The sequence below is a fragment of the Cryobacterium luteum genome, assembly GCF_900110125.1.
GTDB lineage: Bacteria > Actinomycetota > Actinomycetes > Actinomycetales > Microbacteriaceae > Cryobacterium > Cryobacterium luteum.
Window position 1 is genome coordinate 49,943 of record NZ_FOCN01000013.1, and the last position, 26,001, is coordinate 75,943.

Below are 26,001 nucleotides of genomic sequence, written 5' to 3' on the forward strand. Positions count from 1 at the left end.
ACCTCTAACCGGCGAGCACCTTCTGAATCCGCTGCAGCGATACCGACTCGGCGGCCTTGAGCTCCTGCGCAAACAGGCTGATGCGCAGCTCCTCGATCATCCAGCGGGCGCGGAGAACCGGCGCCGCGGCATCCGCTGGCAGCGGCATGGTGCCGCCGGCGGTTTCGAACCGAGTGGTAGCGGCCTGGGTCTCGTTCATCCAGACTCGGTCGCGGCTGGGGTTGTCGACCAGTTTCGGCACGCGGGCGCTGATTCCGCCGAGGTAGCGCGGCAGATGCCGCAACCGGGCCAGGCCGGTCTCACTGACGAATCCGGGATAGACCAGGGCGGTCAGCTGCTGGCGGGCGTCGCTGATTCCGGGCAACAGCGCCATGCTCGTTGCGGCCTTGAGCGCCTTGTCGGCCAGGCGATGAGCGGTGAGAATGCGGGCGACCAGCCCCACGGTCTCGAACATGGAGTCCATCACCACCCCCGACACCCGGTCGCGAATGGTGTCGAACTCCGCCTTCATGAACACCTGCCCGTCGGGACGCACCCGAAACAATACGTCGTCGACGGCTGCGGCGAGGCAATCCTCGAACAGGGACTGCGTGTTCTTGTACGGGCTGGTCGCCAGCGACAGCTTCTCAGCCGCGGTCAAATGCTGCTGCACATACGCGGCCGGTGACGGCGTGGCGAGCAGCAGCAGCCGGCGCACCCCGCGGGGCAGTGCCCGAGCCTGCTCCAGCTCGGTGCTCATCATGCGAATAGAAACGGATGCCCCGTCATCGACGAGCGTCGGATACCCGCGAATCGTGTTGTCGCCCTGCAACGCGTCGAGAAACCGGGGGAGCTCGCCGAGGTCCCAGGTCGTGAGGCCGCTGCGTTCGATCGCGTTGCTCGGCGCGGCAGCACTCGTGGCCTTCGCGACGCTCTCCCGCACCCGGGTGCCGAGCCGACGTTGCAGGTCGGCGAGGTCTTTGTCGGCGGCGACCGTGCGCCCCCGTTCGTCGGTCACGACGAAGGTCATGCGCAGGTGGGAGGGAACACGGCCGAGCTCGAAGTCGCGCGCGGTCACCGGCACGTAGGTGAGTTTTTGAATCAGCGCGGCGAGCGTCTCAGCAAACGAGGCGTCAGGCACCGGCGTCGGCAGGGTCTCCACGATTCCCGGTTCGCCGGGCAGCTCAGCCAGAAGCCGGGCCGCCCAGTCGGCGGCGGGAACGACAGTACGACGGATGCTTTTCGGCAGCGACTTGATCATGGCGGTCACCAGTTCGGCGCGGAGGCCCGGTACCTGCCAGTCAAAACCGTACGGCGACAGTCGCGCCAGCAGCGCGAGTGGAATGCGCACGGTCACGCCGTCGTCTTCCTTGCCGGGTTCGAAGCGGTAGCCGAGGGTCAGGCGCTGGTCGCCCTGCTGCCAGCTCGGCGGAAACAGCCGTTCGTCGATCTCGGGGGAGTCCTCGGCGACGAGGGCGTCGGCGGTCATGGTGAGCAGGTCGGGGGTGTCGAAGCGGGCCGTGCGCCACCAGCCCTCGAAGCTCTTGGTCGACGACACCTCGGCCGGGATGCGGCGCTGGTAGAAGTCGAACACGGCCTCGTCGTCAAAGAGGATGTCCCGGCGCCGGGTGCGCTCCTCCAGCTCGGCGAGTTCCTCCCGCAGCCGGGCATTGGCGCGTTCGAACGCCCACATTCCGGGGTCGCCGGTCTGGCCGGGGCGGCCGCCCCGGCTCGCGCTCGAGCCGACGGCCGGCGTGCGGCCGGAACCGCGGCCGACCGTACCTCGACCAGCGCTGGCGTCGCCGCCGTCGACCGAGATGCTCACGCGCTCATTGCGGGACGGTCCGCGGCCACCGCGATCGGCTTCTTTTTCCGCCGCAGCGGACTCCGGTCCCGACGCGCGGTCCCACTCGCCCTCGACCAGGGCGTGCCGAATGAACAACTCCCGGGCGTAGGCCGGATCGATCCTGGAGAACTGCACTCGGCGGCGGGCCACGATCGGCACTCCGTACAGGGTGACCCGTTCGTAGACGACGGCGGCGCCCTGCTTCATCTCCCAGTGTGGTTCGGAGTAACTGCGTTTGCACAGGTTACCGGCGAGCGGTTCGGCCCAGGCCGGGTCGACGACCGCGTTCATGCGGGCGAACAGCCGGCTGGTCTCGACCAGTTCGGCGCTCATCACCGCGCTCGGCTGTTTCTTGGCCAGGGCCGAGCCGGGAAACAGCACGAAGCGCTGCTGTCTTGCGCCGACATAGTCCTTCTTGGCAACATCCTTCAGCCCGATATGCGAGAGCAGCCCGGCCAGCAGCGACCGGTGCACGCCGTCGGGGTTCGCGCTCGGTTCGCCCAGGTGCAGGCCGAGCGGTTTGGCGAGCTGGCGCAACTGGCGCAGCACGTCCTGCCACTCCCGAACCCGCAAATAGTTGAGATATTCGTTCTTGCACAGCCGCCGAAAAGCGCTCGAACCCAGTTCGGACTGCTGCTTCTCGAGGTAGTTCCACAGGTTGAGCAGGCTGAGAAAATCGCTCGTGGGGTCGATAAAGCGGGCATGGAACTGGTCGGCCTGGGCGCGCCGCTCGAGCGGGCGCTCGCGGGGGTCCTGAATGGTCAGGCCGGCGACGATCGCCATGACCTCCCGGCTGGTGCCCTGCGTCTTCGACTCGATCACCATGCGGCCAAAACGCGGGTCGATCGGCAGCTGCGCGAGCTGTTGGCCGATGCGGGTGAGGCGCGGGGTGGCCGGGCCGGCGGCGGCAGGTGGGGTGGCGGCATCCGCTTCAGCACGGGCAGGGCGGCGACCGCTTTTGGTGTGGCCGGCGCCCTCAGCCTCGATGGCGCCGAGTTCGGCGAGCAGGTCGAGGCCGTCCTTGATATTGCGTGAGTCCGGCGGGGTCAAGAATGGGAACGAGGCGATGTCACCGAGGCCGAGCGAGATCATCTGCAGAATGACTGCGGCGAGGTTGGTGCGCAGGATCTCCGGCTCGGTGTAGTCCGGGCGGCGCAGATAATCTTCTTCGGAATAGAGCCGAATCGCGATGCCGTCGCTCGTTCGGCCGCTGCGGCCGCTGCGCTGGTTGCCGGAGGCCTGCGAGATGGCTTCGATCGGCAGGCGCTGCACCTTGGAGCGCACGCTGTACCGGCTGATGCGCGCGGTACCGGCGTCGATGACGTAGCGGATGCCCGGCACCGTCAGGCTGGTCTCGGCCACGTTCGTCGCGAGCACGATGCGCCGCTTCACCCCGGCCACCGTGGACGGTTGGAACACCCGGTGCTGGTCGGCCGACGACAGCCGGCCGTAGAGCGGCAGCACCTCGGTGGGATTGCGGCTGGCCGCGGAGGCGTACTTGCCCTGCAGGGCGTCGGCGGCGTCGCGAATCTCGGTCTCACCGGAGAGAAAGACCAGCACGTCACCGTTCGATTCGCGTTCGAGTTCGTCGAGGGCGGCGGTGATGCCCTCGATGTAGTCGCGGTCCACCGGGGGAGCGGCATCCGTCGTGTCGTCATCGTCATCGGCGGCCTCCACCACGAGCGGGCGGTAGCGAATCTCCACCGGGAAGGTGCGGCCGGAGACCTCGACGACCGGTGCCGGGGTGCCGTCGGCGGCCGCGAAATGCTTCGCGAAACTGGCCGGGTCGATCGTGGCCGACGTGATGATGAGCTTCAGGTCGGGGCGCTTGGGCAGCAGCTGCCGCAGGTAGCCGAGCAGAAAGTCAATGTTGAGGCTGCGTTCGTGCGCCTCGTCGATGATGATCGTGTCGTACTTCTGCAACATTCGATCGCGGTGAATCTCATTCAGGAGGATGCCGTCGGTCATCAACTTGATGCGAGTGTCGGAGCCGACTTTGTCGGTGAACCGCACCTGATAGCCGACCAGCTGCCCGACCTCCTGGCCGAGCTCCTCGGCGATGCGTTCGGCGATGGTACGCGCGGCGAGCCGGCGCGGCTGAGTGTGGCCGATGTTCTTTCGGCCCAGTTCCAGGCAGATCTTGGGCAGCTGGGTGGTCTTACCCGACCCGGTCGACCCGGCGACGATCACGACCTGGTGGTCGCTAATTGCGCGGGCGATGTCGTCCCGACGCTGGCTGACCGGCAGTTCGGGCGGGAAGGTGATCTTCAGCGTTTCCATGAAGTCTCAATATTACTTCGGTCATGTCATTGCTTTCGCGGTCAGTGAACATTGGGTGTTCGGGGGGTAGAAGAAGAACCGCGGCCCATAGGGTTGGGGGATGACGAAATCTGTACCCACCATCACCCTCAACGACGGCCACACGATTCCGCAGCTCGGTTTCGGCGTATTCAAGGTCGAACCCGACGAAACCACCCGCATCGTCGCCGACGCGCTGTCGGTCGGCTACCGCCACATCGACACCGCCGCCATCTACGGCAACGAAGAGGGCGTCGGCAAGGCGCTCGCCGCCTCGAAGATCGACCGCTCCGAGTTGTTCATCACGACCAAGCTCTGGAACGACCGCCAGGGCACCCAGTCGGCCTTCGACGCGTTCGAGGAGAGCCTGGAGAAGCTCGGCCTCGACTACGTCGACCTCTACCTGATCCACTGGCCAGCCCCCGCCAACGACAAGTTCGTCGAGAGCTGGAAGGCCCTCGAAAAGATCCAGGAGTCGGGTCGTGCCCGCTCGATCGGCGTATCCAACTTTCTGGTGCCGCACCTCGACCGCCTGCTTCACGAGACGAGCATCGTGCCCGCCGTCAACCAGATCGAGCTGCACCCGGCTCACCAGCAGCCCGAGGTCACCGCGTTCGCCCGCGAGAACGGTATCAACATCGAGGCGTGGGGCCCGCTCGGCCAGGGCAAGTACCCCCTCTTCGACGAGCAGGTAGTAGCGGATGCTGCCGACGCGCACGGCAAGTCGCCCGCGCAGGTTGTCATCCGCTGGCACCTGCAGGTGGGCAACATCCTGTTCCCGAAATCAAACCGGGTGGAACGCATGGCCGAGAACTTCGACGTGTTCGACTTCGAACTCACCCGCACCGAGGTCACCATGATCTCCGCGCTCGAGCGTGCCGGGCGTGTCTCGGCGCACCCCAACGAGGTGAACTAGCCCGCAGCATCCGTTCGTCACGTGGCCCCGCAGACTCCTCGTCGGCGGGGCCACCGGTGTATCGGCGAGCTCCGCGAGCGGCGTACATTGGGATGCGCTGCGTCTCAGAGAGCGCGCCGCCCGGCAGAAAGATCCCATGAACCCCATTGAATGGCTGTTCGACGCCCAGTTGCAGATCGGCACCCAGACCATCCTCTGGCGGGAGGTCGTCGGCAATGCCTTCGGCATCGCGAGCGCGGTCGGCGGTATGCGTCGCAAAATCTGGGCCTGGCCGGTCGGCATCATCGGCAACGCCCTGCTGTTCACCGTCTTTCTCGGTGCCGTGTTCGGCACGCCCAACCCGGTCAACCTGCTCGGCCAGGCCGGTCGTCAGATCATGTTCATCGTCGTGTCGATCTTCGGCTGGGTGCAGTGGCAGCGCAGCCGCAACTCGGCCGTGCATGTGGCGGTGGCGCCGCACTGGGCGGGCAATCGCACCCGGATTGTGCTGGGACTCGGCCTGGTCGCAGGCACCCTCGTGCTCACTCCCATCTTTCGGGCGCTCGGTTCGTTCGAACCGGTCTGGGCGGATGCCTGGATCTTCACCGGCTCGCTGCTCGCGACCTACGGCATGGCCAAGGGGTGGACCGAGTTCTGGCTGATCTGGGTGGCCGTCGACGTCGTCGGGGTGCCCCTGCTGATCAGCGCCGGCTACTACGCCTCAGCGGTGCTCTATCTGTTTTACGGCGCCTTCACCCTCGTGGGGTTCGTGGTGTGGGTGCGGGTGCAGCGCCGCCGGAACGCCCTGCTCGGCGTCGTCTAGCTGCCGTCCCCTCGCGCTCAGTTGCCGGCGAGCGCAGAATGGAGCATGCCCAACCACCTCGCCGACGCCATCAGTCCCTACCTGCGCAGCCACGCCGACAACCCGGTGCACTGGTTCGGCTGGGGTGAGGAGGCGTTCGCCGAAGCCCGCAGGCGAGATGTGCCCGTTCTCGTGTCGATCGGCTATTCCACCTGCCACTGGTGTCACGTCATGGCCAGGGAGAGCTTCAGCGACCCGGCCGTCGCCGAGTACCTCAACGCCCACTTCGTGAGCATCAAGGTCGACCGGGAGGAGCATCCCGACGTCGACGCGAGCTACCTCGCCGCCGCGAGCGCCTTCGTGGAGGGGCTCGGCTGGCCGCTGAACGTGTTCGTCACCCCCGACGGGCAGGCGTTCCACGCGGGAACGTACTTTCCGCCGGTGGCCGTTGCGGGGCATCCGGCATTTCGTGAGGTGCTGACCGCAGTGACGGATGCCTGGCTCACCCGCCGCGCCGAGGTCACGGCCGGTGCCTCCCGGGTGGCGGAACTGCTCGCTGACTCGGCGCGGCAGCTGGCCGCCGGGGGAGGTGCGGCGGGTACCGCGCAGCCCGGCAGCGCCGCACTCGACCAGGCCGTGGCCGAACTGGTCGGCTACGAAGACGCCCGGTTCGGCGGTTTTGGCGGCAGCCCGAAGTTTCCGGTGGCACCGGCGCTGTCCTTTCTGCTCGGGCACGGTGAGCTGGGGCACGGTGACGGGCCGGCCCTGGCCCTGCGCACCCTGAAGGTCATGGGGGCGTCACCGTTGCGCGATGCGATTGAGGGCGGCTTCTTTCGCTACGCGGTCAACCGAAACTGGAGCGACCCGCACTATGAGCGCATGCTCTACGACAACGCCCAACTGCTCAGCCTCTACACCCGAGCCTGGATGCTCACCGGCCAGTCGTGGGCACGCACCGTCGCCGAGGAAATCGCCGGTTTTCTCTGCACGGTTTTGCAGCTGCCCGGCGGTGGGTTCGCGAGCGCCCAGGACTCCGAGAGCACCGTTGACGGCCAACGGGTCGAGGGCGGCTACTACGCCCTCGAACCAGGCGAGCGAGCGAGACAGACCCCGCCGGCCCTCGATGAGAAGGTGCTCACCGGCTGGAACGGTCTCGCCATCCAGGCTCTGGCTCGGGCCGGCTTTGCCTTCGACCGGCCCGAGCTCATCGCCGCCGCCCGCCGGGCAGCCGACTCCCTGCGCGAGCAGCACGAGCGTGCCGACGGCACTCTGGTGCGAGCCTCGGTCAACGGGCGCACGTCCACGGCTAAAGCCACCCTGGAGGACTACGGCATGTACTCACGGGGACTCCTCGAACTCGCACTCGTCACCGGTGACGCAACCTACGCCACCCGGGCCCGTCACCTGCTCGACAGCACACTATCGGGCACCGAAGACACTCCCGTTTTCCGTCCGCCGTACGGTGCCGATCCGGTGCTGAGCGGGCAGGGACTGGTCAGCACCATCGATCCCTCCGAGGGGGCCTACCCCTCGGGGCTGTCCGCCACCGCCGACGCCGCCCTGCTCCTGCACCGCCTCACCGGCGACGACCGCTACCGTCGGGCCGCGCGGGCCGGCCTCAGCCTCGTCGCCACCCTCGCCCCCGCCCGCCCACTCGCCTACGGCGCCGCGCTGCGCTTGTTCGACGAATTGAATGCACCGATCGAGCAGCTCATCATCGTGTCGCCCGATCGAATAAGCGGGAACGCCAGCCAGCCCATCACCCTGAACGACCTCGCGCGCCGTCACCCGGCGGGAGTCGTCGCATCCGTGTCCGAAACCCAGGCGCGGGCCTTCGCTGTTGCCGGATTCGACCTATTCGCAGGGCGGGCGGCCCCGACCGGCCAACCCACCGCGTATCTCTGCCGCGACTTCGTCTGCCAACTGCCGGTCACCGACCCAGCACGGCTGCCGCCGGTCGACGCTACCGCCGTGCTGCTCGCTGAAATCGCCGGCGACATCGCCGGCGACATCGCGGTCGAAGCGCAACACTCTGACCGCCCGCACACGCACTAACATCGGGGTACCACACCAGCCCCACACCCCAGCCCGACACCCCAGCCCGACACCCCAGCCTTACACTCCCGGGGCACGTCGAAAGGATCCCTGATGGTTCCCGAGATCAACATTTGGGCCGGCTCCTGGCCACCGGGTCGAGTATGGTCGTCGGCTCCATCTGGTACACCCGCGCCGTCTTCGGTCGGTACTGGATGAAAGCGGTCGGGCACACCGAAGAAGCATGACGGGCAGCGGCACCGGGGCGATCATCATCACGGTCATCGTCAGCCTCACCCCGCCGCCGTGCTGGCCGGCGCCGCGGCAATCGCCCAGAACTTCGACGGCAGAAACTTTCTGTTCAACACCCTGCTCACCGGCGTCATCTTCCGGGCCGGATTCACCGCCGCTCGCATGATCACCCACGACGCGTTCGATCGCCGCCCGGCCGGTCTCACCGTGCTGAACATCGCGCACGACCTGGTCACGATCCTGCTCCTGGCCCTGATCATCGGCCTGTTCGGCGTCTTCGCACTGTGGTTCGCACGCGCAGCTAACTTGCGACCTCGAGACGTACACTGAGCTATCGAGCATGCACATCGAGAACATCGTCACTTCTCGATAAAATTGTCGCTGCGAACCACACTGAAGCATCCACGCCGGCATCTTCGGCCGCACTCCTCGCGTCAGCCTCGGCTGGTCACGATCGAGTGCTCCATTTTTTCAAGGAGGACCATGGCGACACTCGACATCCCGGACGCTCGACCGGAAACGTCCGAGCTGGGTTACCCCGATTCTTTGACCGGTGAGATCTTCGACACCGACGCACTGCGCACCGATTCGGTCGGCTACGACTCGAGTGCGCCGGAACCGTTGACCAACACCGGGCTGATCCCGACCCTGTCGCTCAGCAGCGAGCCCGAGTTGGTACTGATCACACCGGATGCCCGCACTCGCCGCTTCGACCGCGACGACCTCGTGGTGCGCAAGGGCGAGATTGCCCTCATCAACGGCCATTACACCCCGCATGAGTCCATGGTGAAGGACCTCGTGGCCGTTCACGACGCTCTCACGAAGGCCGGCATTGAATTTCTGCTCGTGCGCGGCGACCACAACCGTCCGGTCATCGCCGTCGACCGCAAGCAGCGCAAGGAAATCACCAAGGTTCTGAGTCGGGCCTTTTCCAACGAGCCTTTCTATGCGAAGCCGCAGGGCGGCACCGTGAGTCAACAGTTTCTGCTCGCTGACGGCGCGCTCACCACCCTGCGTAAGTCCAACGTTTTTCGGGTGTACCGCCCGCGCATCGAACCGATCGGCCGTCTCCGCTATGGCGCCCAGACCGCGTTCCAGTTCGAGCTCTGGCGTTTCGGCGAAGACGAGATCATCGCGCCTGTAGAGAATGCGCTCATGCGCACCCGCCTGCCGCGCTCCGAAGCCCGCGAAACCACGATCGAGCTGTACGGGCGCACCTGGCTGACCCTGCAGAACATGTTCGACGACCTGGCCAGCGACGTCTCCTTCGACATCGACCTGGTGTTCAGCTGGGTCGACGGGTCGAGCGACGAATTCCAGCGGGAACGCGCCAAGCGCATGAAGGCCTATGTGGTCGGCGAGGGTGACGATTCCGACGCTCGTTTTCGCCAGATTGACGAATTGAAGTATGCGCTGCGCAGCGTTTACATGTTCGCCCCGTGGATTCGCCGCATCTTCATCGCCACCGACTCGCCGGCGCCCGAGTGGCTCGCCGAGCATCCCCGTGTCACGATCATGCGCAGTGAAGACTTCTTCGTGGACACGAGCGTGTTGCCGATTCACAATTCGCACGCCGTCGAGAGCCAGCTGCATCACATCCCCGGGCTCGCCGAGCATTTTCTCTACTCCAACGACGACATGTTCTTCGGCCGTCCGGTGGGCCCCGAACTGTTCTTCTCGCCGGGCGGGGTCACCAAGTTCGTGGAGGCATCCACTCGTATCGGTCTGGGTGAAAATGACCCGACCCGCAGCGGGTTCGAGAATGCGGCCCGCGTGAACCGTGCGCTGCTGCGCGGTCGGTTCGGCAAGGTCACCACCCGGCACCTGGAGCACACGCCGGCGCCGATGCGCAAGAGCGTGCTGCTCGAGTTGGAGAAGGAGTTTCCCGAGGACTTCAGCCGCACGGCGGCGAGCCGGTTTCGTTCGGCGACCGACATCTCGGTCACCAACTCGTTGTACCACTACTATGCGTTGATGACCGGCCGTGCGGTAGCACAGACCCAGGTGCGATCGCTGTACATCGAGACGACCCTGCGCATCGCCCTGCGGCAGATGAACCAGCTGCGCAAGCGACGCGACCAGGACATGTTCTGTCTCAACGACGGCAGCCACCCGGAGATCTCGACCGAGGTGCGTCGCGCTGCGGTCACCGAATTTCTCGAGCTGTACTTTCCGATCGTGGCACCGTGGGAACGGGCCAGCGCCGAGACTAGTGCAGAACCGGGACCGGCCTGGTCATCGGCGGCTCGCGCAATGCAGGCAGAGTTTCCGACGGCATGATTTCGATGCCGGAAGCGCGCAGGCGACGCGCGCTTTCGGCGGCATCAACGTATTCCAGCGTGGGGTAATGGCCGAGCGGAACCACGGAGTGCAGCACCGTGCCCGGGTAGACGTGCACGAGGTTGAACGCTCGGGCGCCGTCGCGGCCGAGGGTGCCGCCGACGGGAACGTTGAGATCCTGCGTGTAACAGGTCGCCGACGAGACCGACACCGGGATGCCGGCGAACATGGCCATCGATGAGTAGTGCAGGTGCCCGGCGATGATGCTGCGCACATCGGAGCCGCGGAGCACCTCGGCCAGTTGGTTCTGGTCGCGCAGTTCCACGGCGGTGGCCGGATCGAGCACGCTCGGGATCGGCGGGTGGTGCATGGCGAGGATCGTGCCATCCGGTGCCGGCACCCGCAGCTCGTCGGCGAGCCAGAGCAGTTGCTGGTCGGTCACGGCTCCGTAGTGGTGGCCCGGTACCGAGGTATCGAGGGTGATCAGGCGTAGCCCATTGAGGTCGTACGACTGGTCGATCGGAGCTTCGCTTGGCTGCTGGTCGAGGAGTTCCGTGCGGAAGGCGGAACGGTTGTCGTGATTGCCCATCACCCAGATGACGCGAGCGCCGAGCCGTGCCGCTGCGGGTTCGACGATCTCACGCAGTAACTCGTAGGCACCCGGTTCGCCCTTGTCGGCGAGATCACCGGTGAAGACGATGGCCTGGGGTCGGGCGCCCGAGGCCTCGACCTCGGCGAAAAGCCCGGCCAGATGGGCCTCGACATTGACGCTGCCGTAGAGCTTCGAGCCTCCCGCCAGCAGGTGGGTGTCGCTCAGGTGTAACAGGAAGTGGTCCGGCCGGGGGTACTCAGCCGTTCGAATGCTCACGAAGCGTCCATCCGTTTGTCGTAGGCGCGCTCTGCGAGCACGCTGTTACGATGCTTGACACTATTCGATCAGATGTTCTTGAACAACCGGTGTACGCCACACATCAATCCTGAATCGCTCGGGGTAAATGGGCAAGTGGTACTAGTGAATTGTTCTCGGTATCAGGGGCCCTAGGCTGGCCGCATGGCGCGATACGTACGCATTGACGAATTCGGTGGTCCAGAAGTGCTGAGCATTGTGCACGATGAGCAGCCGCAGGCCGGGCGCGGGGAGGTGCGCGTGCGGGTGCTCTGTGCCGGCCTCAATCCGGTGGACTACAAGATATTTCACGGCGGCCCGGCTGCCGTGCGCTACGAGGCGGTTCCGCCCTGCGGCAACGGCAACGATTTCTCGGGCGTGATCGACGAGCTCGGTGACGGTGTGACGGATTTTCAGCTGGGGGACGCGGTGTTCGGCGGCAAGCGCATGAACGCGCAGGCCGACTTTGTCGTCGTCGACGCGTCTCGCATCCTCAGGAAACCGATCGGCCTGACGTTTGAGCAGGCCGGTGGCCTCGACATCGCGGGGCGCGCCGCGTGGGCCAGCGTGGCCTCGCTCGGGCTGGGCGTCGATGATACCGTGCTGATCGGTGCTGCCGCCGGCGGCGTTGGTGTGCTCGCCTGCCAGCTCGCGCGTCGCACCGGGGCGACGGTGATCGGTACCGCGAGTTCGGTCAACCACGATTTTCTGCGCGGCCTCGGCGTGCTGCCGGTGGCTTACGGGGACGGCCTGGTCGAACGGGTGCGCGCGATCACTCCGATCGTGACGGCCGCCCTCGACTACAACGGCGCCGCGACGATCGATGCGGCCCTGGAGCTTGGCGTGCCCGGAACCCGCATCAATACGATCGCCGCACGCGGCCATCGGACCGGAGCCGGAATCACCGAGGTGGGTGGCCAGGCCGCGACCATCGGCGATCTTGAAGTGCTCGCTGACCTCATCGCGACGGGCCAGATCGTGCTGCCGATCGACTCGGTGTTTCCTCTTGAGCAGGTACAGGAGGCCTACCGTTATCTCATGGCCGGCCACCTGCGCGGCAAGGTCGTGCTCAGTACCCGGTAGTCGGCTCGCGAAGCGCAGGTGGCTCTCACACACACTGTGGCATGCTTGATCGTGCGCAACTGGTCCCCTCGAAGCTCCCTGACCAAGGGATCGCTGGGGTACCTTGCGGGGGCCGCGCTCATCACGGTGACCTTCACGGGTCTGTACCTGTTCTTCGTGCGCAGCCATGTCGGTCAGGAGGCCGATCAGCTCGCCTATGACGGCGCCGAATTCGGCCGCCGCAGCATCACCCCGTTCACCGGGCGGGTACTCGACTCGGTACCCGACGTCGCTGTGGCGTTCGGGGTACTGCTGACGGCGGTCATCGCCTTCGTGCGGCGCAACTGGCGCACGCTCGCTGTCGCCCTCGTCGCTGCCGCAGCGGCCACGGCCTCGGCTCAGCTGCTGAAATACGGCATCCTGGCCCGGCCCGACCTCGCGGTCGAGGGCTACGCCGGAAACTCATTCCCGTCGGGGCATACGACGGTGGCGGCGGCATCCGCTCTCGTCGTTTTTCTCGTGGCGAGCCCGCGCCTGCGCCCGATGGTCGCCGGCTGGGGCACCGCCTTCGCCGTGCTCGCCGGCGTGGCGACCCTCGCCAACCAGTGGCACCGGCCCAGCGACGTGATCGCCGCGCTGCTCTGGGTGGCTCTGTGGGGCTGCCTCGCCGGGGCGGTGCTGGCCTGGCCTCGCGTGGGCGTCGAGTTACGAACAGAGACGGCGGCCGCCAGTTCACGGTGGCCCGCTTTCACGGGACTGCGCCGCTCCACGGTGCGCGTCGTTCGCTGGTTGTCAATCGGCTGCGGTACTGTCTCGGCACTGGCGTTCATCACCACGCTCGTGCTCAGCAGCAGCCTGTTCGAGCGCGTCGGCGTGTTCGGCACCGTCGTGGCCTACCTCGGCGGTGTCACCGCCATCGTGACCGCCGGCCTGCTGCTCGCGCTCAGCGGAACCCGATTGTTCGCTCGTCTTCCCTAGCTTTGCGCTGCAGGGGTGTACTCGATCGAAGTCGCGTGCGACACTAACTCATGGCCGTCACGCTGAGAGCGCTCCAGACCGTAGTTCCCCCGACGATTCTGATCCAAGAGCAGGTGCGCGACATCTTCGCCGCCCAGCCCGGGCTGAGCAGGCTCGCGCAACGGCTGGTCAGCACCAGTTTCAACGTGTCGGGCATCGAGACCCGGCATACCGTCATCGACGAACTCACCCTCGACAACGAAGCGACCGATCCGCAATTCTTTGATGCGAGGCAGCAGCTTTTGCTGGTGCCGAGTACCAAGGTGCGTAACGAGCTGTATATTTCCGAGGCCACCAAACTTTTCGTCGAAGCCGGGCGCCTCGCGCTCGCCGCCTGCCCCGACATTCGCCCCGAAGACGTGACCCATGTCGTCACCGTCTCCTGTACCGGTTTCTACGCGCCGGGACCCGACTACATGCTGGTGCGGGAGCTCGGCCTCCGGGCGAGCACCCAGCGCTACCACCTCGGATTCATGGGCTGCTACGCGTCGATGCCGGCCCTGCGCACCGCGAAGCAGTTCGTCGAGGCCGACCCGAACGCGGTCGTGCTCGTGGTCAGCGCGGAGCTGTGCTCGCTGCACCTGCGCACCTCGAGCGACCCGGACACCATCGTCGCGTCATCGCTGTTCTCCGACGGCGCCGCCGCCGGCATCGTCAGCGCCCGGCCGCCTTTGCCCGGTGAGAAGGCCCTCGCCCTCGACCTCTTCGAAACGGTGATCACCCCGGTCGGCGAGGGCGACATGGCCTGGAAGATCGGCGATGCGGGCTTCGAGATGGTACTGAGCACCTATGTTCCGCACATCATCGACGAGCACATCGAGGGAGCTCTGGCGCCGCTGTTCGCCCGTGACGCGTCGATCACCGGCCAGCTCGCCGCTTCGCTCCACGCGGATTCCGCGGTGTCGGCTGTCGGCACCGTGCTGGCTGCACCGGTGCTCACCATCGCACCCCCCGCCTCGCTCAGCTCGGTGATCGAGCACTGGGCCATCCACCCGGGCGGTCGCAGCATCCTCGATAAGACCGAGGCGAAGCTCGAGCTGCGCGCCGACCAGCTGCTTCCGTCGCGGGAGACCCTGCGCACCAACGGCAATATGAGCAGTGCGACGATTCTGTTCGTGATGAAGGCCATCCTCGACGGCTCGGCCACCGCCGACGGGGAACGGGTCTGCGCCATGGCCTTCGGTCCCGGCCTCACCGTGGAATCCTGCCTGATGACCGTGATCGAGGGCTGAATGGCCCTTCCGTCACTGCGGGTTCGGGCGCACGGAGCGGTCGAGATCATGGATTCTCCGTTCTGCGACCCGGCTATGCTCACCCGCACGTACCAGGATTTTCGTGTCGTCAACGCGCTCGTCTCCGGCTGGTGGGGGATCTATCGCCGCAGCATCCGCCCCGACCTGTCGACCACGACGGAGATGACGCTGCTCGATGTGGGCTCGGGCGGCGGGGACGTCTCGCGGGCGCTCGCCCGTTGGGCGATGCGCGACGGCCTGCGCCTCGCGGTGACCGGTATCGATCCGGATGCCCGTGCGCACGTGTTCGCGACCAGCCAGCCGAAGATCGCCGGGTTGTCGTTTCGGCGGGCGTTGAGCTCCGACCTCGTGGCCGAGGGCGCACGGTTCGACTTCGTGGTCTCGAACCATGTGCTGCACCACCTCAGCGTGGCCGAGTTGAAGGGGCTGCTCGTGGATTCGGAGGATCTGGTGCGGCGTCGGGTGTTGCACGCCGACCTGGAGCGTTCCAACCACGCATATCTCGGGTTCGCGGCGGCGACCACGCCGTTCTTTCGGCACTCCTACATTCGCCCGGACGGGCTCACCTCGATTCGGCGCAGCTACACCGCCACCGAGTTGCGGGCGGTGGTGCCTGCCGGGTGGACGGTGTCGCGGGGGTTACCGTCCCGGCTCGTGCTGGGCTGGACGCCGCCGGATGCGTGACGTCGTCATCGTGGGAGGCGGGCCGGTCGGCACGATGCTCGCCTGCGTGCTGGCCGTCGGCGGACTCGACGTTGAGGTGCTCGAACGGCGTGAAACGCCGTCGCTGCGCTCCCGGGCCATTGGCATCCACCCGCCGTCGCTGGCGGCACTCGCCGAAATAGGTGTCGCCGACGCGCTGCTTGAGCGGGCCGTGCGCATTCGCGCCGGGGAGGTGCGTTGCGACGGCCGACAGCTCGGGGCCCTGTCTTTCGAGCGGGCCGCGCCGGTCTATCCGTTCGTCGTAACCCTGCCGCAATACGAGACGGAAGCCCTGCTGCGAGACCGATTCGACCAGCTGCGGCCCGGCCGGTATCGCAGCGGTGTGACGGTGACCGGGCTGCGCGACCGCGGCGATGCCGTGCAACTCGCAACGACGGCCGGACCGGTGGAGGCCCGGTATGTGGTCGGTGCCGACGGCGCCCGCAGCCGCGTGCGCGAGCAGGTCGGCATCGGCTGGCGCGAGGTCGGCGGCCGTGAAACCTATCTCATGGGCGACTTCGCCGACCCCGAATCACGCGACGCCGATGCGGTGCTCTACTTCGAGCGCGGCGGTGTGGTCGAGTCGTTTCCGCTGCCCGGTGCACGACGACGGTGGGTGGCGATGACCGACCATCTGGCAGCGGATGCCGACAGCGCCGACCTGGCCGCGCTGATCCACCATCGAACCGGCGTGGGGGTGGCCGAACCGCTCGGGCCCGCGAGCGCGTTCGCCGTGCAGCAGCGGCTCGCGGCGAGTATGCATTCCGGCCGTGTCGTGCTGGTGGGCGATGCGGCGCACCAGATCAGTCCGATCGGCGGGCAGGGCATGAACCTGGGCTGGCTCGACGCCGTTGCGCTTCGGCCGGCGCTGCAGCGGGCGCTGCTCGAACCGGGGGCGGCGGCATCCGCTGTGAACGGTTACGATCGCACCCGACGCCCCGCCGCCAGCCGAGCGGCCCGGCAGGCCGGCTTCAACATGGCCATGGGGCGGCCGGCCCACGGGATGCGGCTGGGCGCCCGCAACGCACTGGTGCGCGGCCTCACCCTGCCGCCGGCGAATGAGCTGGTGGCCCGGGCATTCACCATGCGGTGGTTGTGACCGCGCTGATCGAGTTGAATGGATCAGTGACTTCTGCAACTCTCATTCCTCGGCTGCGCACCGACCTCGCCGCCGCCCGTTTTACTGTCCCCGGTCTGACCGGCCTGTGGGGCATCGAAGCGGATGCCGCCCTGTTTCGCAACCAGCGGGTTCCGGCCCGGCGGGCGCTCGCCGCGCTCGCCACCACACTGGGGCGGAACGAACCGGCCGCAACCCTCGCCCGGCTGTTCTTGCTTAGCGAGCCGGTCTCGAGCGCCGACCTCGATGCAGCCCTGCCAACGCTTCGCGCGACCGGAGCTGAACAGCTCGGCCTCGTTGTTGTCGACGGTGTGGCCGGGGACGGTCCAGCCGGGGACGCTGACGCCGGGGTGCGCCCGATCGTCGACCTGCGGCCGTACAGCTTCATCGACGCGCACGGCGCCGGCAGCTGGTGGATCGTGAGCGATCTGGGGGAGCTGGCGCTCGGGCATCCGCTCGGCGAAACCCACGTTCTCGGTATCGGCGGCGCTTCGCGCACGCTCAGCGGCCTCATGATGCCGGGCGCGGTCGGGCGCGCGCTCGACATCGGCACGGGCTGCGGAATCCAGGCGATGCACGCCTCTCGGCACGCCGAGCACGTCGTCGCCACCGACATCTCGGTGCGCGCGCTCGAACTCGCCGCGCTCAACGCCGGGCTCAACGAGATCGATAACATCGAGTTTCGGCTCGGCAGCCTGTACGAACCGGTGGCGGGGGAGCGGTTCGACCACATCATCTCGAATCCGCCGTTCGTGATCACCCCGCGCGCCGAGGGGGTGCCGAGCTATGAATACCGCGACGGCGGCATGGTCGGGGACGCCCTGGTCGAGGCCGTCGTGCGCGGAGCCGCCGACCATCTCACACCCGGCGGCGTGGCGCAGCTGCTCGGCAACTGGGAATACCCGGGCGAAACGGATGCCTTCGAACGGCTCGACGGCTGGCTCACGCCGGTCGTCGGCTTGGCGGCACATTCTTCAGAAGCGCATTCTCAAAAACTCGACGCGTGGATCATCGAACGCGAGGTTCAGTCACCGGGCGAGTACGCCGAAACGTGGATCCGCGACGGCGGTACCCGGCCCGGCCCCGACTTCGACCGGCTCTACGACGCCTGGCTGAACGACTTCGACGCGCGCGACGTGCGCCGAGTGGGCTTTGGCTACCTGCTGCTGCGCCTTCCGGTTTCCGCTCCCACCCTGCGCCGTCTTGAACGGATGCCCGGCGCTCTCGGCCACAATCCGGCCGGCCTCGGCGCGCACCTCGCCGAGTGCCTCGCTGCCCACGACTGGCAGGCTCAAACGGATGATGCGCGCCTGTTGAGCACGCAGCTCACCGTGGCCTCCGACGTCACCGAGGAACGCCACTACTGGCCCGGTCAGCCGGATCCGACCGTGATGACGCTGCACCAGGGCAGCGGATTCGGCCGTGCGGTGCCGCTCGACACGGCGCTGGCCGGGCTGGTCGGTGCCTGCGACGGCGACCTCGCGGTCGGTGCCATCATCGGAGCGCTGGCTCAGCTGCTTGATGCCGATGAGGTTGCGTTGAGCGCCGAGCTGCTGCCCAAGGTGCGCGACCTCGTAGCCGACGGGTTTCTGACCGTGCCGGAGCCGGTCTAGCTCGTCAGGCCTCCGTCGGGGGGTTGGCCGTGGCTAATTCAGGAGTTCGGGTCGGATCAACGCCCGTACCCCCCGGAAACACGGGACAACCGGGTGCCGGCGGTTCGGATTTCCTGAATTAGCCCCCGGTCGCACGGCATGACTCCTGCAAATCGAGGCGGCCGCAGAAATATTCCGCGGTATTCCGCGCATCCGCTTCGCGTCGGCCACGAATTGCAGGAGTTATGCCCGGGGCGGGGCGCTAACCTGACGCCATGACTCCTACGCCCCTACTCCCGGCCGCTCTCGACCTCGGCGGGCGTACGGCGCTCATTACCGGCGCGGGCAGCGCCACCGGCATCGGCTTCGCTGCCGCACGGATGCTGGGTGAACTCGGTGCCCGGGTGATTCTCACCGGCACAACGGCGCGGGTACACGACCGGGCGGCGGAACTCACCGCCACCGGCCGGGACGCCGTCGGAATCGTCTGCACCCTCGACTCCGAGGCAGGTGCGGAGCAACTTCAGGCGGCCCTCGCTGGGGGCGGGCACGAGCCGACGATCCTCGTGAACAATGCCGGCATGGTGGCGGTCGGCGACGCCGAGATGAGGCACGGCGATATTCTGACCAGCCCCGCCGAATGGGACCACGGCCTCGCCATCAACCTGTCCACGGCCTTTCACGCCACGCGCGCGGTGATCGGTTTCATGCGCGCGGCCGGCTGGGGCCGCGTCGTGACGGTCTCGAGCGTGAGCGGCGCGGTCATGGCGAGCCGCGGTGACGTCGCCTACGCCGCGGCCAAGGCCGGCCTGGTCGGACTGACCCGCGCCCTCGCCGTCGACGAGGCGGCGACCGGCATCACCTGCAACGCCGTGGCGCCTGGCTGGATTTCGACCGGGTCGCAGCTCACGAGCGAGGCGCTGGAAGGTGCGCGCGTTCCGGCCGGGCGCAGCGGAACGCCGGGGGAGGTCGCATCCGTTATCGCGTTCCTCGCTTCCCCCGGCGCGGCCTACGTCACCGGGCAGGTGATCGTCGTCGACGGCGGCAACTCCGTGGCCGAGGAACGCCGCCCGGCGTAACGCCTAGTTCTTCGGGGTGGCCCGGCGCAGGGCCAGGAACCCGCCGAAGCCGGCGAGTGCGGCGGGCACCAGCAGCCAGGCGAAGATGCCCGCGATGCCCTGCGCGCCGAACCACAGCGCGACCGCCGGCCAGCTGCTCGTGAACGTGATGATCGTGACGGCGCCGACGATGGCCAAAGCCAGCGAGCTCCAGAACACGAGCATGCCGGGCATGCGCCACCGCATGTAGATCGTCGCGACCGACGCACCGATGAAAAACACGAGCAGTTCCATCACGAAGAACGAGAACAGGTCCACCAGAACCCGTCGAGGCCGAGCCAGAGCGCGTTGAACATGTAGGTGTCGATGAACCAGCCCTCGGTCACCTGTTCGAGCTGCGTCAGCACCGCGAAGGCCAGGGCATTGACGGCCGAGATCAGCACGAACAGCAGCGCGGTGCCGAGGTAGAAGTCCCGGCGGGTCACGCCGAAACCGAGCGCGAGCGGAAACCCGAACGAGATGGCCTGCACGCCGACTATGACCAGGTACCACTGCGGGGAGAGCACCGCCCAGCTGTAGCGCTGGCCCTCGATGGCGTCGGGTGTGCCGAGTCCGCCGGTCGTGAAGCCGATGATCTGGGCGATGAAGACGGTGATCACAAACGCCATCTCCACGATCAGCCAGGGGATCCCAATGTAGGTGCGCCGGTCGATGAGGTGCAGCCGCACCACGTTCCAGATGCGTGCCGGGGCGCTGCGCGGGTGAACGGATGCCGCGGTGCCGGCTAGCAGATCAGTCATGAGCGTGCACTCCAGGCGTCGGTGGTTGTCACAGTTTCAGATTCGGCGGTGTCGCTCGTCGTGCGCTGCACGATCAGCTGCTGCAGCGAGACCGGCGAGAGTTCGAGTCCGGTGGCGCGGGCCGCCGCGCGTTCGGCCGCGCTGAGGCCAGCGACGGTCACCGAGGCGAGCCCGCCGATACCTGTTCGTGAGATGATGTCGCGGCCGGCGACGAAAGCGTCGACATCCGTTTTCTTGCCGACAACGGTGCTCGCGGAACCGCGCAGCTGCTCGGCGTCCTGGTCTATGAGGATGCGACCCTCGTCGATGACGAGAACGTGCTCGAGCAGGTTGCTCACCTCGTCGATGAGGTGCGTCGACAGAATGATCGTGCGCGGATGCTCGGCGTAGTCCTCGAGCAGACGATCGTAGAAGATCTGCCGGGCGACCGCATCGAGTCCGAGATAGGGCTCGTCAAAGAAAGTGAGTGGGGCGCGCGAGGCGAGCTCCACAATCACGCCGACCGCGGAAAGCTGGCCGCGGGAGAGCTTCTTGATTGGACGGTTCAGCGGCAGTCGAAAATCGTCGACCAGGCGGGCGGCGAATGCGGCGTCCCAGTGGGCGAAGAACCACGGCGCGCTGGCCAGCACATGGTCGGGTCTAAAGCTGTCGGGATACTTCTGGCTCTCCTTGATGAAGCACAGCGACTGCAACACCCGCGCGTTCTCAACCGGGGAGGCACCGAATACCTCGAGGGTGCCGCTCGTGGCGAACTGCTGCCCGGTGAGCAGCTGCATCAGGGTGGTCTTGCCGGCTCCGTTGCGCCCGAGCAGGCCGTAGATCTTGTTGCGTTCGACCGTGAAACTCACGTCGTCGATGGCGGTGAAAGCCCCGAACTTCTTGGTGAGGCCGGCGACGCGCACGATGCTGTCAGTCATGAGGTGCTGCTCTTTCTCTCGGATTCGCTGATCATTGTGGCCACTTGCTCTGGCGTGATGCCAAGCTTGGCTGCCTCGCTCAACAGTGGGCCGACGAAATTGGCCCGAAACTGTTCGGTGCGGGCGCCGACGAGCCGCTGCCGGGCTCCGGTTGCTACAAACATTCCTATTCCTCGCCTTTTGTAGAGAATGCCGTCCTCGACCAGACGGTTGACGCCTTTGCCCGCCGTGGCCGGGTTGATGCGGTGAAAGGCCGCGAATTCGTTGGTCGAGGGCACGGGTGTTTCTTCCTCGATGACGCCATCGATGATGTCGTTCTCGATCTGCTCCGCGATCTGCACGAAGATCGGTTTTCCCGCTTCGATCAAGGACTGCCTGCTTTCAGTGGATGCTGCGCCCGCCCGGTTCACGGGTTAGTTGGTCATGTAACTAACTAACTACCTTGGTCAGAGAATGTCAACCCACACGCGGTCTGCGGTAGTTTGGTGTCATGACTGGCGCCGCATCGAACGACCCTTGTGAACCGGGCCAATCGTGAAGCGGCGCACTTTTCTGCTCGGCACGGCGTCGGGTTTTTCTGTGCTGGCGCTCGCTGCGTGCGTGGCGCCGGCACCGGTGCCGACGCCATCCGTTTCGCCCACCACCCTCACGCCCTCACTGGTGCCTCAGCCCCTCATGGTCTCGCGAACCAACTGGTCGACCGACGCCTTCTCCCGGGGATCGTTCAGTTATGCCGCCGTGGGAGCCACGCCGGAACATCGCACGGCCCTCGGCGAGGCCATCGATGCTCGCGTGTTCTTTGCCGGTGAAGCTACCGCGGGGGAGGAGCCCGGCACCGTGCAGGGCGCGCGCGCCTCGGGCGTGCTCGCGGCCAGCCAGGTGCAGGACGTCGCGGCACCCGACGAACGAATAATGGTCGTGGGTGCCGGAATTGCCGGTATCACCGCCGCTCGCCAGCTGGTCGACGCCGGCTTCAGCGTGGTCGTGGTCGAAGCTCGCGACCGTATCGGGGGGCGTATCGATACCGTCAGCGGAGACTGGCCGTTTGCGATCGAACATGGTCCCTCCTTCGTGCACCGCAGCTCCGACAATTTTCTCGATGAGGAGCTGACCGCCCTCGGGGTGACGCTGCTGCCGTTCGTGCGCACGCCCGAGGTGCGTACCCGGGCCGGTTCGGTCGTCGAAGTGTCACCGCTCGGGGCCCAGGCCGTCGCCGGCGCGCTCGACTGGGCGGCTGATCAACAACAGGACGTCTCGGTCGAACGTGCCCTGGTCGACTCGGGTGAAGCCGGCCTGTCGACGACGGCAAACGCCGAAGGCCTGGCGGATGCCGACTGGCTTGAGTACGAAATCGCCACGAAGCTCAAGGTGGAGACCGGCGCCACGCCGAGCCAGCAATCGGCCTGGTACACGACCGACATTGCAAGCGCCGACGATGACCAGATCGTGGTGGGCGGGTACTCAACCCTGCTGACGAGTGACGCGGAGGGGCTCGAACTGTTGCTCTCCAGCGTGGTCAACCGTATCGCCCACGATGACCGCGGGGTGAGTCTGCGGCTCGGGACCGGCGAGTCGTTGTCGGCGGATCGGGTGATCGTGACGGTGCCGCTCGGCGTGCTGAAGGCTGCGGCGATCGAGTTTTCCCCCCCGCTGCCCTTTGCCCACCGGGGCGCCATCGCGGCTCTTGGCATGGGTGTGGTCGACAAGATCTGGCTGCGCTTCGACGTGCCGTTCTGGGACACCGCTGCGCGGCTCTGGACCATCGTCGGCGAAGACGCAGACTTTCCGGTGTGGATCAACATGATGCCGCTCACCGGCGAACCCATTCTGATGGGCCTGGTCGCGGCCGAAAACGCAACCCGGTTGAGCGACCTCGATGACGATGCTTTTCTGGCGGCCGCGCTCACCGCACTCGAGCCGTTCCTCGCTGTTCCTGAATAGCAGGTCAGGCTGAGGCTCGCCAGGGCAAAACCAGGTGGCGTGGCATCCGTTTCAGGCGCGTGATCCAGGTGAGCAGCGCCGCGACGCCGGTGATGATCGCCACGATGATGAGGCAATAGAACACGGTCTCGCCCGGGCCGCTCACCTGGCGGGCGTCGAGAAAAAAGTATGGGTACCAGCCCACAATCGGTCCGCGAATGAGGGTGAAGACCAGCCAGAACACCGGAAAGACAATGGCCCAGCCGAGATACTTCCACGACAGACGGGCTTTGAACGGGTCGACGATCCAGTCGATCAGGGCGAAGACCGGAATCACGAAGTGCAGCAGTTGGCTCGACCACGGCACTTCGATCGAGTAATTCGCTCCCGAGGACTGCCAGACGATGATTCCGTAGACCACGCCCGAGACCAGAATGTAGGTGGTGACCATGGCGCGCAACATGTCGAGCCAGGCCGGGTCGGTGGGTCGTCGCAAAGCCACCCCGGCGGCCGTCACAAAGACGAAGACCGACGCGATGGCGCTCTGCACCGTGAAATAGCTGAAAAAGTTGGCAATCGCAAAGGTGGCCACCCCGAGGGTGTACTGAAAGTAGCCGATCAGCGCGACCAGTCCTACCGACGTCAGGCCGAGGCGCGCCACACCGAAAGCGGTGCGCGCTCTCATTGCCGCCCCCCGGTGGGGCTCGTGCGCGCGGTCATAGGCTAACGCTACGCCAGCGCCGGGCGGCCTCCGACCTCAGTCGGTGATCTGAAATTCGCTCTCGCCGGTTGCGGCGACATCACTCACCTCGAGGGCGGTCACGACGGCGTAGCGCGGGCCGGTCTGAAGCCAGAGCAGCATGCGCGAAACGGATGCTTCCCGCCCCTCGATTTCGAGTTCCACCGATCCGTCGGGTCGGTTGCGGGCGTACCCGACCAGTCCGAGGTGGAGGGCCTCGTACGGAGCGAACTGCCCGAGGCCCTCAGCAATTTCGACCTGCCAGTCTGCCTGGCACTGCGCCCAGAACACCTCGAACTCGGCACGCTCCTCGAGAGTGCTCGGCGGTCGGCCGTACGCGGCGAAGAACGGATCGGCGCGGCCCGGCTGGGGGGTGTCGCCGCGCTGGCTCATAGAACGAGTGTACCAAACCCACCCCGCGAAAGCGAGGCTTTCTCAGATCTGTCGGGAATTTTGCCCGAAGCTGCATTCGGGCGAGTCGTGCACTTCTCAAGGTGAGTGGGGCAGACGGCTGGCGGGCGAGGCTGCCAGACTGGGCAGATGTCCCAGAAATGGTCTCTCACCCAGCAGGCCGAAACCGCCGCGCTGGTCGCGGCCGAATCGGCCGGCGCCGTCGTGAGTGACGAGAGCAGCCTGGCCGGTTTTCTTGAGATCGAAGCCCTGTTCAGCCGGGTGTGGCTGCTGCCTCCCGGCGAGAGCGCCATCCCCTCCGAGCTGCTGCGCAGCATCAGCCACGCCGGCTGCAATGTGACCGCGGCCCGCGACCAAGCCGGAAGAATCATCGGTGCCGCTGCGGCCATCGTCACCCCGCAGTCCTCATCGATGTACTCCCTGATCGCCGGCGTTGCACCCGGAATCAGCGACCGCGGCGTGGGCTTCGCCCTCAAGCAGCACCAGCGCGCCTGGGGACTGGCCCGCGACCTCACCGAGATGACCTGGACCTTCGACCCCCTGGTCAGCCGCAACGCTCGCTTCAATCTCAGCAAACTCGGCGCCCATGCGAACGAGTACGTCGTCGACTTCTACGGCCCCATGCAGGGCGAGATGAACGCAAACGATGAAAGCGACCGACTCGTCGCCGTCTGGCCGCTCACGAGCGCCGAAGCCACAGCCTGCAGCGAAGACCGCCCGATCGCGGTTGACCGACCCTCCTATAGCCCGAGCGATGTGCTCCAAGAAGGCCCCGACGGTAACCCCGTACTGGTATCGGCGAACGGCGCCCTGTGGTGCCGGGTTCCCACCGACATCGTGGCCCTGCGCGCGCAGAACCCGGAGGTCGCGGCAGAGTGGCGCCGCAGGATCCGTTCAATTTTCACCGATGTATTCGCTTCGGGTCAGATAGCCCGCGGGGTCAGCCGGGACGGCTGGTACCGAATCGAGCCAGGAGGAACAGAATGAAAATCGAGACCATCGAGCTACGCCGCGTACACATGCCGCTGGTGCGGCCGTTCCGCACCTCGTTCGGCACCTCCACCGAGCGGGAGGTCACCGTCGTGCGCGTCACCACAGCGGATGCCGAGGGCTGGGCCGAGTGCGCCGCCGACGCGCATCCGCTCTACAGCAGTGAATTTCTCGATGCGAGTGACTTTGTCATTCGCGACCATCTCGTGCCCCGGTTGCAGGCCCTCGGCGACCGACTCAGCGCCGAACGCGTTGCCACCGCGCTCGAGCCGGTCAAGGGGCACAGGATGAGCAAGGCCGTGCTCGAGACGGCCATCCTCGATGCGCAGCTGAAAACAACCGGCGTCTCGTTCGGCAGCCACCTCGGCGCGGTGCGCGACACAGTTCCGGCCGGAGTGTCGGTGGGCATCATGGACTCGATCCCGGAACTGCTCGACGCCGTCGCCGGCTACCTCGCCGAGGGCTACCTGCGCATCAAACTCAAAATCGAACCCGGCTGGGACCTGGCTCCGGTACGGGCCGTGCGCGAACGATTCGGCCCCGACCTGCTGCTGCAGGTTGACGCGAACACCGCCTACACCCTCGCCGACGCCCGGCACCTTGCCCTGCTCGACCCCTTCGACCTGCTGCTGATGGAACAGCCGATGAAGGAGGATGACCTGCTCGGCCACGCCAATCTGGCCAAGCTCATCACGACGCCGATCTGCCTCGACGAATCGATCGAATCGGCCCGTGACGCCGCGACGGCGATCACCCTGGGCGCCTGCAGCATCATCAACGTCAAGCCGGCCCGGGTCGGCGGCTACCTCGAAGCCCGCCGCATCCACGATGTGGCGGCAGCCCACGGAGTGCCCGTCTGGTGCGGTGGCATGCTCGAAACCGGCATCGGCCGTGCGGCCAACGTGGCCCTCGCCGCCCTGCCGAACTTCCTACTGCCGGGGGACACCTCGGCCTCCAGCCGGTATTTCAAACACGACCTCACCGCACCGTTCGAACTCGAGAACGGGCACCTGCGCGTGCCCACCGGCCCCGGCATCGGGGTGCAGGTGCTGCCCGACGTGTTGGCCAGCGTCACCGCGAGCAGCTTCAGCATCCGTTTCTGACCGTCACCCCCGGGGCCTACTCTGGAAGCAACGAAACCCTGGAGGAAC

At 66.7% G+C, this 26,001-nt stretch carries 23 protein-coding genes; 15 read left to right on the forward strand and 8 right to left on the reverse strand.

The features are described from left to right. Positions 1-4: 4 nt before the first annotated feature. Entirely contained in the window at positions 5-4,105 is a 4,101-nt protein-coding gene (gene hrpA / locus BMW72_RS19315) for an ATP-dependent RNA helicase HrpA (protein WP_092111195.1), read from the reverse strand. 100 nt (positions 4,106-4,205) lie between these two features. Between hrpA and BMW72_RS12930 the strand changes: the two genes are divergently transcribed. From BMW72_RS12930 to BMW72_RS12950, 5 genes are all read left to right on the forward strand, one after another. Further along, complete coding sequence (locus BMW72_RS12930; RefSeq protein WP_092111197.1) at positions 4,206-5,039, forward strand: aldo/keto reductase; 834 nt, start codon at positions 4,206-4,208, stop codon at positions 5,037-5,039. A 136-nt stretch (positions 5,040-5,175) separates the two neighbouring features. After that, a complete protein-coding gene (gene pnuC / locus BMW72_RS12935; RefSeq protein WP_092111199.1) occupies positions 5,176-5,841 on the forward strand; it encodes a nicotinamide riboside transporter PnuC in 666 nt (221 codons plus the stop codon). A 45-nt stretch (positions 5,842-5,886) separates the two neighbouring features. Beyond that, positions 5,887-7,875: a thioredoxin domain-containing protein gene (locus tag BMW72_RS12940; protein ID WP_092111201.1), complete on the forward strand. Its 1,989-nt coding sequence runs from the start codon at positions 5,887-5,889 to the stop codon at positions 7,873-7,875. 285 nt (positions 7,876-8,160) lie between these two features. Beyond that, complete coding sequence (locus tag BMW72_RS19320) at positions 8,161-8,436, forward strand: hypothetical protein (protein WP_241983808.1); 276 nt, start codon at positions 8,161-8,163, stop codon at positions 8,434-8,436. Positions 8,437-8,589: 153 nt separating this feature from the next. Then, entirely contained in the window at positions 8,590-10,386 is a 1,797-nt protein-coding gene (locus tag BMW72_RS12950) for a stealth family protein (RefSeq protein WP_092111203.1), read from the forward strand. Here the strand turns inward: BMW72_RS12950 and BMW72_RS12955 are convergent. Beyond that, positions 10,316-11,254 carry a phosphodiesterase gene (locus BMW72_RS12955; protein ID WP_092111205.1) on the reverse strand — a complete coding sequence of 313 codons (939 nt, stop codon included), beginning with the start codon at positions 11,252-11,254 and terminating at the stop codon, positions 10,316-10,318. The two genes, BMW72_RS12950 and BMW72_RS12955, sit on opposite strands and share 71 nt — an antisense overlap. Before the next feature lie 183 nt (positions 11,255-11,437). Between BMW72_RS12955 and BMW72_RS12960 the strand changes: the two genes are divergently transcribed. The 7 genes from BMW72_RS12960 to BMW72_RS12990 all read left to right on the forward strand — a co-directional run bounded on the left by BMW72_RS12960 (position 11,438) and on the right by BMW72_RS12990 (position 19,094). After that, a complete protein-coding gene (locus BMW72_RS12960) occupies positions 11,438-12,355 on the forward strand; it encodes an NADP-dependent oxidoreductase (protein WP_092111207.1) in 918 nt (305 codons plus the stop codon). A gap of 51 nt (positions 12,356-12,406) precedes the next feature. Next, the gene (locus BMW72_RS12965; protein WP_166787667.1) at positions 12,407-13,312 is read left to right on the forward strand and encodes a phosphatase PAP2 family protein; all 906 of its coding nucleotides are present in this window, start codon (positions 12,407-12,409) and stop codon (positions 13,310-13,312) included. Between the two features lie 50 nt (positions 13,313-13,362). Beyond that, positions 13,363-14,583, forward strand: coding sequence for a type III polyketide synthase (locus tag BMW72_RS12970; protein ID WP_092111211.1), 1,221 nt, complete (start codon positions 13,363-13,365; stop codon positions 14,581-14,583). Beyond that, on the forward strand, positions 14,584-15,288 hold the full coding sequence (locus BMW72_RS12975; RefSeq protein WP_092111213.1) for a class I SAM-dependent methyltransferase: 705 nt from the start codon (positions 14,584-14,586) through the stop codon (positions 15,286-15,288). Then, entirely contained in the window at positions 15,281-16,405 is a 1,125-nt protein-coding gene (locus tag BMW72_RS12980; RefSeq protein ID WP_092111215.1) for an FAD-dependent oxidoreductase, read from the forward strand. Before BMW72_RS12975 ends, BMW72_RS12980 begins: the two co-directional genes overlap by 8 nt. A gap of 26 nt (positions 16,406-16,431) precedes the next feature. Beyond that, entirely contained in the window at positions 16,432-18,036 is a 1,605-nt protein-coding gene (locus BMW72_RS12985) for a DUF7059 domain-containing protein (RefSeq protein WP_092111280.1), read from the forward strand. A gap of 254 nt (positions 18,037-18,290) precedes the next feature. Then, positions 18,291-19,094 (forward strand): SDR family oxidoreductase, encoded by an 804-nt coding sequence (locus BMW72_RS12990; protein ID WP_092111217.1) that lies wholly within the window; start codon positions 18,291-18,293, stop codon positions 19,092-19,094. Between the two features lie 3 nt (positions 19,095-19,097). Here the strand turns inward: BMW72_RS12990 and BMW72_RS12995 are convergent, their stop codons facing one another. Genes BMW72_RS12995 through BMW72_RS13010 form a run of 4 tightly spaced genes read right to left on the reverse strand, consistent with a single transcriptional unit; the run spans position 19,098 to position 21,158 of the window. Continuing rightward, positions 19,098-19,391 carry a hypothetical protein gene (locus tag BMW72_RS12995; RefSeq protein ID WP_092111219.1) on the reverse strand — a complete coding sequence of 98 codons (294 nt, stop codon included), beginning with the start codon at positions 19,389-19,391 and terminating at the stop codon, positions 19,098-19,100. Next, complete coding sequence (locus BMW72_RS13000; protein WP_092111221.1) at positions 19,367-19,873, reverse strand: hypothetical protein; 507 nt, start codon at positions 19,871-19,873, stop codon at positions 19,367-19,369. Before BMW72_RS13000 ends, BMW72_RS12995 begins: the two co-directional genes overlap by 25 nt. Continuing rightward, positions 19,870-20,790 (reverse strand): ABC transporter ATP-binding protein, encoded by a 921-nt coding sequence (locus BMW72_RS13005; protein ID WP_092111223.1) that lies wholly within the window; start codon positions 20,788-20,790, stop codon positions 19,870-19,872. The genes BMW72_RS13000 and BMW72_RS13005 overlap by 4 nt, the downstream gene beginning before the upstream one ends. Beyond that, positions 20,787-21,158 carry a GntR family transcriptional regulator gene (locus BMW72_RS13010; protein ID WP_092111225.1) on the reverse strand — a complete coding sequence of 124 codons (372 nt, stop codon included), beginning with the start codon at positions 21,156-21,158 and terminating at the stop codon, positions 20,787-20,789. Before BMW72_RS13010 ends, BMW72_RS13005 begins: the two co-directional genes overlap by 4 nt. A gap of 166 nt (positions 21,159-21,324) precedes the next feature. Here BMW72_RS13010 and BMW72_RS13015 point away from each other — a divergent pair, with 166 nt between their 5' ends. After that, positions 21,325-22,731, forward strand: a complete 1,407-nt coding sequence (locus BMW72_RS13015) for a flavin monoamine oxidase family protein (RefSeq protein ID WP_092111227.1) — start codon at positions 21,325-21,327, stop codon at positions 22,729-22,731. A 4-nt stretch (positions 22,732-22,735) separates the two neighbouring features. Here BMW72_RS13015 and BMW72_RS13020 read toward each other — a convergent pair whose 3' ends face one another. Both BMW72_RS13020 and BMW72_RS13025 read right to left on the reverse strand, forming a co-directional pair. Next, positions 22,736-23,395 carry a Pr6Pr family membrane protein gene (locus tag BMW72_RS13020; RefSeq protein WP_092111229.1) on the reverse strand — a complete coding sequence of 220 codons (660 nt, stop codon included), beginning with the start codon at positions 23,393-23,395 and terminating at the stop codon, positions 22,736-22,738. A gap of 72 nt (positions 23,396-23,467) precedes the next feature. Then, positions 23,468-23,842: an acylphosphatase gene (locus BMW72_RS13025; RefSeq protein WP_092111231.1), complete on the reverse strand. Its 375-nt coding sequence runs from the start codon at positions 23,840-23,842 to the stop codon at positions 23,468-23,470. Between the two features lie 147 nt (positions 23,843-23,989). Here BMW72_RS13025 and BMW72_RS13030 point away from each other — a divergent pair, with 147 nt between their 5' ends. Together BMW72_RS13030 and menC are read left to right on the forward strand one after the other, a co-directional pair. Next, complete coding sequence (locus BMW72_RS13030; protein WP_092111233.1) at positions 23,990-24,847, forward strand: hypothetical protein; 858 nt, start codon at positions 23,990-23,992, stop codon at positions 24,845-24,847. Beyond that, positions 24,844-25,953: an o-succinylbenzoate synthase gene (gene menC / locus BMW72_RS13035; RefSeq protein ID WP_092111235.1), complete on the forward strand. Its 1,110-nt coding sequence runs from the start codon at positions 24,844-24,846 to the stop codon at positions 25,951-25,953. Before BMW72_RS13030 ends, menC begins: the two co-directional genes overlap by 4 nt. The last annotated feature ends 48 nt before the right edge of the window (positions 25,954-26,001 follow it).